11 protein-coding genes are annotated in these 9,819 nt (G+C 37.2%); 1 reads left to right on the top strand and 10 read right to left on the bottom strand.

Annotated features, from left to right (window positions below):
• The 8 genes from EPU_RS05805 to EPU_RS05770 form a co-directional block, all read right to left on the bottom strand.
• Nucleotides 1-1,152: FliI/YscN family ATPase (locus tag EPU_RS05805; RefSeq protein WP_010167545.1), on the bottom strand; the 1,152-nt coding region annotated here is incomplete at its 3' end.
• Nucleotides 1,139-1,873, bottom strand: a complete 735-nt coding sequence (locus tag EPU_RS05800) for a hypothetical protein (RefSeq protein WP_010167543.1) — start codon at nucleotides 1,871-1,873, stop codon at nucleotides 1,139-1,141. The genes EPU_RS05805 and EPU_RS05800, both read right to left, overlap by 14 nt.
• Nucleotides 1,866-2,876 carry a flagellar motor switch protein FliG gene (fliG, locus tag EPU_RS05795; RefSeq protein ID WP_010167541.1) on the bottom strand — a complete coding sequence of 337 codons (1,011 nt, stop codon included), beginning with the start codon at nucleotides 2,874-2,876 and terminating at the stop codon, nucleotides 1,866-1,868. Before fliG ends, EPU_RS05800 begins: the two co-directional genes overlap by 8 nt.
• A 4-nt stretch (nucleotides 2,877-2,880) precedes the next feature.
• Complete coding sequence (fliF, locus tag EPU_RS05790) at nucleotides 2,881-4,482, bottom strand: flagellar basal-body MS-ring/collar protein FliF (RefSeq protein WP_010167540.1); 1,602 nt, start codon at nucleotides 4,480-4,482, stop codon at nucleotides 2,881-2,883.
• Between the two features lie 26 nt (nucleotides 4,483-4,508).
• Entirely contained in the window at nucleotides 4,509-4,817 is a 309-nt protein-coding gene (locus tag EPU_RS11675) for a flagellar hook-basal body complex protein FliE (protein ID WP_010167538.1), read from the bottom strand.
• 25 nt (nucleotides 4,818-4,842) lie between these two features.
• Nucleotides 4,843-5,304 carry a flagellar basal body rod protein FlgC gene (gene flgC / locus EPU_RS05780; RefSeq protein WP_010167536.1) on the bottom strand — a complete coding sequence of 154 codons (462 nt, stop codon included), beginning with the start codon at nucleotides 5,302-5,304 and terminating at the stop codon, nucleotides 4,843-4,845.
• 23 nt (nucleotides 5,305-5,327) lie between these two features.
• A complete protein-coding gene (flgB, locus tag EPU_RS05775) occupies nucleotides 5,328-5,690 on the bottom strand; it encodes a flagellar basal body rod protein FlgB (RefSeq protein WP_010167534.1) in 363 nt (120 codons plus the stop codon).
• A 140-nt stretch (nucleotides 5,691-5,830) separates the two neighbouring features.
• Entirely contained in the window at nucleotides 5,831-6,403 is a 573-nt protein-coding gene (locus EPU_RS05770) for a hypothetical protein (protein WP_010167532.1), read from the bottom strand.
• A gap of 91 nt (nucleotides 6,404-6,494) precedes the next feature.
• Here EPU_RS05770 and EPU_RS05765 point away from each other — a divergent pair, with 91 nt between their 5' ends.
• A complete protein-coding gene (locus EPU_RS05765; protein ID WP_010167530.1) occupies nucleotides 6,495-6,914 on the top strand; it encodes an NfeD family protein in 420 nt (139 codons plus the stop codon).
• A 6-nt stretch (nucleotides 6,915-6,920) separates the two neighbouring features.
• Here the strand turns inward: EPU_RS05765 and EPU_RS05760 are convergent, their stop codons facing one another.
• Both EPU_RS05760 and rny read right to left on the bottom strand, forming a co-directional pair.
• On the bottom strand, nucleotides 6,921-8,114 hold the full coding sequence (locus tag EPU_RS05760; protein WP_029488099.1) for a pyridoxal phosphate-dependent aminotransferase: 1,194 nt from the start codon (nucleotides 8,112-8,114) through the stop codon (nucleotides 6,921-6,923).
• Between the two features lie 110 nt (nucleotides 8,115-8,224).
• The gene (rny, locus tag EPU_RS05755) at nucleotides 8,225-9,793 is read right to left on the bottom strand and encodes a ribonuclease Y (RefSeq protein ID WP_029488098.1); all 1,569 of its coding nucleotides are present in this window, start codon (nucleotides 9,791-9,793) and stop codon (nucleotides 8,225-8,227) included.
• Nucleotides 9,794-9,819: the final 26 nt, after the last annotated feature.

Raw genomic sequence — 9,819 nt, 5'->3', positions numbered from 1 at the left:
GTTAATCAAATCTTCTACATCGGCATAGACCGCCATATGTCTCTTGATAATGGTAGCCAGCTCGCGATGCTCAGCAGAAATAACATCACCCATAACCCTCGAGATACTTGCAAGTACATCGATGGCTGGATAATGAGCTCTGTGTGCAATCTTGCGGCTAAGCATTATATGTCCGTCTAATATACCTCGAGCGGTATCCGTAACGGGTTCGTTAAAATCGTCTCCATCTACCAATACAGTGTATAAACCAGTGATTCCGCCAATCTCGTTGTTGCCAGTTCTTTCCAATAACTTAGGCATAACTCCAAAAACAGAAGGAGTATATCCACGAGAAACAGGAGGTTCGCCAATCGAAAGGCCAATTTCACGCTGTGCCATAGAAAATCGAGTAAGTGAATCCATTAAAAACAATACTTGCTTTCCTTGATCTCTAAAATATTCGGCTATGGCAGTTGCGGTCTTCGCGGCCTTTAATCTAATCAGTGCGGGCTGATCGGATGTCGCAACAACAACAATAGACCGTGCAAGACCAGCCTCCTTTAAATCTTTTTCTAAAAATTCTCGAACCTCACGTCCTCGTTCTCCAATTAAAGCAATAACATTGATATCCGAAATAGCGTTACGAGCAATCATCCCCATAAGAGTACTTTTGCCCACGCCGCTACCTGCAAAGATTCCCATACGCTGCCCACTGCCAATGCTAAGCATTCCATCGATGGCTTTAATTCCTAACACCATCTGAGAAGCAATGCGCTTGCGCTTTAGAGGATCTGGCGCATCCTGCTCGATCGGTACCGAAAATTTACAACGATTAGGCGTGCCGTCTAAAGGGTTGGCTCGCCAATCTACAACTTTACCAAGTAAACTTTCGTCGACTTTAATAGTAATTTTTTGGCCATTAGAAATTACAGGACAGCCAGGACCAATGCCAGAGTTATTTCCTAAGGGCATTAGCAAAATATTTTTCTCGCGAAAGCCAACAACTTCTGCAAGCAGCGTGTTACCAGTTTTTGGTACAATCTCGCAAATATCTCCGATATTAGACATAGGTCCAATCGACTCAATTGCGCTTCCCACAACCTTGCTTACTTTGCCTTTATAAATAACTCGGGATTTCTCTAAAATATTATAATACTTATCAAGTGAAATCATGGCTCACCTCACTCAAAAGTCGAAGATCTTTTTTTAGCTCCTCCAAAGAATCAAGAGGATCGTATATGATTTGACCGCGATCTGTAGAAATTTCTATGGTATAATCACTCAACCGAGCATTTCTAACTACTTGCGCGCCTTTGTTAATAGATTCAATTTCTACAATTTCATCTTCGGTCAATCTATCATAAACTGCCTTAGAAAGTCCAATTTCTATATTGGGGTCAATATCTTCGCCGAAAAGCAACTTATGCACTAAAAAAGCAATCCATTTATTAGAATGAGCAAYCTCGTTAGAAACAATGGAGCCTAATAATGATATAAGCAAATCGATAACAGATCCCTCTATACTATCAAGAATTTGTTTTTTTTCGGTTAAAGCTTCAGCTTGGATGTCGTCTGAATTTTGATATGCTTCAAATAATATATCAGCACCCTGTAGCTCTAATTCATCTTCTCTGCGTTTAAGTTGTTTTTCAAACTCGATTTTTTCCTCCTCTATTTGTTTATCGGTCGATTCGTGCATTTGTTGCACTTCCAATTTTGCTGCAGAAATTATGGAATCTGCCTGTTCTTTAGCGTTTTCGAGGAGAAGGCGAGTTTCAGCTTCTAATTTAGTAATACTTTCCATGGTAACAATTGGAGAAGAGTCTTGCAGAAACTGAGTACCAATTTCAACAACGTTTTCTGTTTTCCATTTTCCTTTAATAATATTAGACAATCATCTCATCTCCTGATCCACGAGCAATAACAATTTCTCCTTGTTCTTCTAGTTTACGAATAATACCCACAATGTTTTGCTGTGACTCTTCTATTTCTTTAACACGCTTAGGTCCCATAAACTCGATGTCCTCTTGAATCATGGCAGCAAGACGAGTGGAAACGTTTTTGAATATAATCGATTTAACGGCTTCGTTAGCACCTTTAAGCGATATTGCAAGTTCATGATTATCAATTTCACGCATAAGACGTTGAATGTCTCTGTCGCCAAGAGTAACAATATCTTCGAATACAAACATTTTCTTTTTGATTTCTTCGGCAAGTTCTGGTTGCTCTATTTCGAGAGATTCCATAATATTCTTTTCGGTGGCTCTATCCACTTGGTTAATAATCTGAACGATAGCGTCAAGACCACCAACGTTGGTGTATTCTTCGGTAACAAGAGCCGACAAACGTTTTTCGAATTGCCTTTCAATCTCATTTACAACATCTGGAGAAGCCCTATCCATAAGGGCAATTCTCTTTGCAGTATCCACTTGTATTTCGATTGGTAAAGCACTCAAAATAGTTGACGCCTGAGTTGGCTTTAAATAGGATAATATTAGAGCAATGGTTTGTGGATGCTCGTGTTGAATAAAGTTGATAAGCTGGCTAGCGTCTGCTTTGCGAGCAAATTCAAAAGGTCTAACTTGCAAGTTCATTGTAAGTTTATTTATAACTTCGTTTGCTTTGTCGAAACCGAGAGCCTTTTCGAGAAGTTGCTTAGCATAACTGATACCACCCTCTGCGATATAATCTTGAGCCAAACAGATTTCATAAAATTCATTTAAAACGTCCTTTTTCATTTGAGAAGATACAGTTTTAATGCTAGCAATTTCAAGGGTTAGATCTTCGATTTCGTCGTCCTTGAGATATTTGAAAATTTTGGCAGATTTTTCGGGTCCAATAGAAATCAAGAACATAGCAGCTTTTTGTTTTGAGGAAATGCTCTCACCTTTTCGCATTAGATCAATCCCCCCAATCTTCTTCTAGCCAATTGCGGAGTAGTCCCGCAACAGCTTCAGGTTTTTCATCAATAAATTTGTCGATTTTTGCTTTTGTTTCAATAACTTCTTTTAGTTCAATATCTTGCAATGAATCCTCCTCCTCTTCTTCAGGTCCAGCAACAGGTAATAAATCTTCAAACTCAAATTCATCTTCGGTAACAACTTCTTCGACAGGTTTTCTAAATCTAATCATAACTACTACAATAACAGCTCCTAACGCAAGCAATAAAATATAAGGAATAACATCTTCGGTTTGTAGAGTAAATGGCTCTTTATCAATAAATACAGGTTTTTCATAAGCAATAACGGCGACGTTTTCTAAACCAGCACCCATTTTTATTGCATCAATGGTGGCTTGTTCAACGACTAAAATATTAGTTACGTCATTTGCTAATTTAAATTCTGCCCAAGTTTGATCATCTGGAAGAGTATCCTCTAATAGAGCTTCGTCGTATACGTTATATTTTGTTAAATTGATAGCAACAGAAGAATTGTTGTAGTCGATAGTTCCAATATTTTTTATTTCATTAGATAGTGTTTTATTGTGTTTATATATAATGTCGGAAGTGCCGCCTTCATAATTGCCAGAAAGTTCATTTCCAGCGACATATTCGGGTACATCTTCTACATTAGGGTCAAGCCCCGGAGCAAAGCCATCTTGAATATTGGTCGCTTCATAATTTCTGCGACTTTCTTGATCTACAAGTCCAGTTTGTGAATCTGTAATTGGAGTTGTATATTCTTCTTTGGTTTGTTCAAAATAATCAAAATCTAAAATTAAATTAGGACTAATGGCAACTTCATCATAGATTGGACTAAGTAAAGTTGTAAGCTTATTTACTATATCTTTTTCAGCACTACTTTTTAAGCTCTGCTGGTCAGATGCAGTCATTTCACCAAACTCGTCTCCAGAAAACAATACATTGCTATCAGAATCCAAGATGGTAATATTTTCAAGCTTCAAATTATCAACTGCGTTTGAAAGCAACCTAGCTATTCCCTCAATTTGATTATCACTAATTTGTCTATGGAGAGTAAGTACAACACTTGCTGAACTTTCCATTTGGGATGCAATAAAGGAATTTTTCTCTTCTGGTACATTAAGCTGTACAGTTGCTTCGGCTATTCCCTCCATACCCATCAATATGTTCTCAAGGTCTACTTGCTTTAAATAAATAAGCTTAGTTCTTTTTTCAGCTTCCGTGGTTGACATGGAATTTGTAATTGCATCATAAAAAGTGTAGTCTCCTCGAGGAACATTTTCACGAGTAAGAATTATTTTAGCGGTGTTTAAATCTTCTTCATTAACTTGTATGGTTCTTCCGTCAATTAATTCGTAAGTAATATTATTGGCACCTAAGACTTCGTCAATTTGGCTAATTGCTTCCATATCAAGGTTTTGATACAAAATTGCAGTTTGGGGGCTAGAGAAAAAGAACACTGCAGCAATTATTGCAACAATTATCGCACCCGCACCAACACCGATTTGAATTTTTTGTCTTGAGGGTAAATTAGTCCATCTTTCAGTCAAGTTATTAGATACCTGAGTAATAGTTTCTCTCACTTGAATACACCTCTCATGTATTTATTTTATACTGGTATCTTAATAATTTCATTGTATGCCGTCATAATTTTATTTTGTACTTTCATCGTAAAGGAAAGCATAGTTGACGATTTTTCTTGTGCAATCATAAGGTCATGAATATTTTCGCTTTGCCCTGTAATAAAATCATAGGTTAGGTTGGTACTCACATTCTCTGCCTCTTGAGTTGCCTTCAAAAGATCGGTCGCTGCATTAAGAGATAATCTAAAAGAAGTATCATCTATTGCAGTAGTTTTGTTTGGTTCTCGGATTTCTTTCGGAGTATATCCCAGCATATTGACACGTCCAATTGCCATTGTTTCATCTCCTTTCGTCTAGTGTTTATCTACCAAGATCTAGTGCTTTAGTGTTCATTGATTTGAGATTGTTGAAAGCAGTAACATTTGCTTCGTATGATCTGCTAGCAGAAATCATGTTAACCATTTCGGTTACAACATCAACATTTGGCATTTCCACATACCCTTCTTCGTTGGCGTCAGGATGCGTCGGGTCAAAAATTAGTGGAAATGGAGTATCATCTTCAACAATTCCAGAAACCTGTACTCCACTAGTATGATACATATTCAGATTTCTATTCAAGATATTATGGAAGTTGTCTGGTAATTTATTTGCAGCATCGCGCATTGGAATGCTTTCAAATAGAACTGTTCGGCGCTGATAGGGCCCCCCGTCCGGGGTGCGAGTAGAATTAATGTTCGCTAGATTTTGAGTAATAACATCTAGCCTAAAACGCTGAGCAGTAAGACCTGTTGCAGCGATGTCCATTCCTGAAAAAAAAGACATAATCGAATCATCCTTTCATGAGCTTATTGAAGTTGCTGAAAAATATTTTGATAACGTTGCACTTGTGAAGTAGCACGTTGAATGAGAGTATTATAGCGGAGTGTTTCTTGGCTAAGTTGACTCATCTCCTTATCAATGTCAATATTATTTCCATCTAAACGAGTTCTAGCGCCGGCATTGTCATAATAAACGCGAGGTTGAATACGGTTAAGGTCAATATTTTTTCTGCCATTCATCTGCAACTCGCGAGCTAATATACTTCCAAATTCAACATCAGTGCGCTTATAACCAACAGTGTCTATGTTGGCAATATTATTCGTGAGATGTTGATATCTAAGCATAGACGCATCGAGCGCTTTTTTTGTTATGTCGATATTCTCAAACATAATAATCTTTCCTCCTTTCTTTCTAGCTAGTGTTGTAAAATTTATAAGACTAAAATTTACATTTACACTTACTACCAGTATTTGCCTTAGAGCTAAGTTTATACGTTTTGTTAAAATAAAGCAACTACTTCTGCAGAATTTTAATAAAACAATCCAGATGAAAATAATACATTTTTTACTAGTATTCTCACATGCTGAATAAATATAGCATCATATAGGCTAATGCCAAAAATTACCAACAAGGCTTTTAGATAAAAATCGATAAAATGCTTAAATATTATGTCTGTTTTGAGAATACTATATGAGATTCCTTTATAAAAAATTTCCACTAAAACACCAATTATAGCCACGCTAGAAACACCAGATATCATCAAGGTGGCTAAAATTCCTTGAATTCCGTACAAAATTACTAAACAAGTAAAGGTAAAAGAATACGAGAATATCATATAAAAAAGACTAACTACAGCAATGGGTAATAAATTTTTGTTCATAGTGCCAATAAAAATTAATATAGCTGGTATCAAATATGTAATAATAGCTTGTCGAAAAATTTCAAGACCAGGTATTATTTGAAAGTTTCCTTCAAAAAAACTGTTCACAGTATATAAAAGTGAGCTATTATCTTTCACAACAATAGCATATAGAGTGCCGCAAAAACTGCTAATCAAAATAAATAATAAAAAATATTTTCGGCTATTAATAAATTCACTCATGGCTAATCCTTCTTTCTTTCTTTTTTATTTATAATAAATATGAAACAAGCCATACTAAATAGAACAAAAACTATTTTGAAGGAGAGTTGTTATGTGGATAATATTGGTAATTGTAACATTATTCTGCTACTTAAAATATCGGGATAATATTTTTAGAGTTTTGCTATTATGTAGTATATTGACCTTAGTTTCAGCTAGTTTTATAGAATCAATACATCTACAGGTTGCGCTATTTTTAGTATATTGTCTAGCGGGATTAATATTTTTAATTTTGTTGAAGCAACCGATTTTTAATGTCAAGAGAAAGTATAATCTACAAAATGCTGTAGGAAAAATAGCTATTGTATCAGAACCGCTTGATGCCGAAAAAGAAGGTGCTGTAAAATTTAATGGAGATGTGTGGCATGCCAAAACAACCTCTAGATTTGAATTAAAAAAAGGTGACCCAGTAAGGATCACCAAAATAGAGGGATTAGTTTTTTATGTCGAAGGCAAAATATTAAATCGTTAATTAGTATTATTGTAATTTGTGGACAAAATCTCGAACACGATCAACGCCTTTTTTTATGCTATCTAAATCTATGGCATAAGAAAATCGAACGCAAGTAGGCGCAGCAAAGTCGGCACAAGGAACCAGCGCAACGGCTTCTTCGTCCAAAAGCAATTTTGCAAATGTGGCCGCAGAGTCAATTTTTATGCCGTTATAAGATTTGCCGTATAGATCAGAAATATCAACGAAGCAATAGAATGCGCCATGAGGTTTGACTACTTTAAAGCCCTTTATTTCTGTGAGAGCACCATATAAAAAATCACGCCTTTTGGCAAATTCTATCTGCATCTCATCTACAAATTGGCGYCCTTCGGATAGTGCAGCGAGGGCGGCCATTTGCGCAATGGAGTTTGGATTAGATGTAGAATGAGATTGGATATTTGCTACGGTGCTAGCTATTGTTTGTGGTGCAGCTAAGAACCCGATTCTCCAGCCGGTCATGGCAAAGCCTTTAGATAGCCCRTTAATKGTAATGGTGTGATTATAAATTTCATCCGAAAGTCCCGCGACGCAAACGTGTTCAATTCCATCATATACGAGGTATTCATAAATTTCGTCAGAGATAATCCACAAATCATTTTCAACGGCAAYGTCGGCTAAGGCTTGTAGTTCATCTTTTGTATATACAACACCCGTTGGGTTAGAAGGCGAATTCAAAACTATTGCACATGTTTTATCGGTAATTGCAGCTCGAAATTCATCCGGAGTAATCTTGAAGTCGTTTGCGGCTTGTGTGGCAACAGCGACAGGAACACCGCCAACTATTTTGATCATCTCTGGGTAACTAAGCCAATACGGTGCCGGCAAAATAACCTCATCCATATAGCTAATGATTGCAGTAAAAGCATTCATAAGAGAGTGCTTTGCCCCATTGCTAACTACAATTTGGCTAGGTTCATAGTGAACGCCATTTTCTTGTGCAAACTTTTTGGCAACAGCCGCTTTTAGAGGCGCGATTCCAGAGGCAGGAGTATATCTGGTAAAGCCGTTATCGATAGCAGTTTTGGCGGCTTCGGCTATATGCAAAGGGGTGTCGAAATCGGGTTCGCCCGCACCAAAGCCAACGACGTCTATGCCGCTCTCTTTTAATTCTTTTGCTTTTGCAGTGATGGCCAAAGTTGAAGATGGTGCTATATTGCGTGCTAGGTTTGATATTTTCATTATGATTCTCCTCGTTTAATTATTTTGTAATCATTATATACGGCTCATTAAAAATGTGCAATACTTAAATTTAAAAATTGCAAAAAAAAAGTAACTTCAAAAATCTGAAGTTACTTGGCATATTCGATCGCTCGTGTTTCTCGTATTATATTTACCTTGATYTGACCAGGATATTCAAGGTCTTTTTCAATTTGTTGAGTAACATCCCGTGCCAAAACCGAAAGTGCTTGATCGTCGACCTGATCGGGAATCACCACAATTCGAATTTCTCTGCCAGCCTGAATTGCAAAAGAAGATTCAACCCCCTCAAAAGAGTTAGCGATTTCTTCTAATTTATTTAGCCGTTTGATATAAGTTTCCAGTGTTTCRCGCCTAGCACCAGGGCGAGCTGCAGATATTGTATCTGCCGTTTGCACGATTACAGAAATCATACTGGTAGGCTCCACATCTCCGTGATGCGATTCTACCGCATTAATGACAGTATCGTTTTCTCCATATTTGCGACACAAGTCTACGCCAATTGTAATATGGGACCCCTCTTCTTGCTGTTCATAATCGATAGCTTTTCCAATATCGTGAAGCAATCCCGCACGCTTTGCAAGTCTAACGTCAAATCCCAGCTCAGCGGCAATCAAACCAGATAAAATCGATACCTCTATGGAATGTCGAAGTACATTTTGCCCATAGCTAGTTCGAAATTTCATYTTGCCAAGAAGGCGCATCAGTTCGTGATGAATGCCATGCACTCCTGTTTCAAATGTAGCGGCTTCGCCTTCTTCTAAAATGATAACCTCTATTTCTTTGCGAGCTTTTTCCACCATCTCTTCAATTCTAGTAGGATGAATGCGTCCATCCATAATTAATTTTTCAAGAGCAATTCTAGCGATTTCGCGTCTTATAGGATCAAATCCAGAAAGGACGACTGCCTCTGGTGTATCATCAATAATTAAATTGATGCCAGTTAAGGTTTCCAATGTTCTGATGTTTCGGCCTTCTCGACCAATAATTCTGCCCTTCATCTCATCGTTAGGAAGCGTAACAACCGTCACGGTAGAGTCTACCACATGATCTGCAGCGCATTTTTGAATAGCAAGAGTTAAGATATCTCGTGCTTTTTTTGTAGATTCAAGCTTAGTTTGTGCTTCTATATCTTTGATCAATATAGCAGATTCGCGTCTAATTTCGTTTTCTAAGCTTTTTAGAAGAGTCGCTTTCGCATCGACTGCGCTAATGCCTGCGATTTGTTCTAATTCCTGAGTTTTTTGAAGCTCCAATTTTTCAATTTTTAATTTTGTTTGTTCAATTATCGTTAATTTATTATCAACTTGGCTTTCTTTGTCTTCTAATTGTAAAACTTTTCGATCAATTGTTTCTTCTTTACTCAGTAGTTTAAGTTCTAGCTGCGACAACTCGGCGCGACGCATTTTAGCATCGAGTTCCGCGGCATCTTTTAGTTGAATACAATCTTCTTTGGCAATAAGGAGCATTTCTCGTCGATCAGATTCTCCTTGTTTTATAGCAGCTGCGATAATTTGATCAGCTTGCGCTTTGCCCGCATCAATCGTAGTATTAATGATGCCCAATTGCTTTTCTAAGATATACTTTCGATAAATAAAACCACTGATTATGCCTATAATAAGACCTAAGCCTAGGTTTAATATTGGGATGATGATTTCCACCTCTCTTCCATGTTAAATATAACTAA

Source organism: Candidatus Epulonipiscium viviparus, assembly GCF_000171335.1.
Lineage (GTDB): Bacteria > Bacillota > Clostridia > Lachnospirales > Cellulosilyticaceae > Epulonipiscioides > Epulonipiscioides viviparus.
Note: the sequence above shows the minus strand (reverse complement) of the source record. Positions and strands in the feature narration are given on the sequence as shown.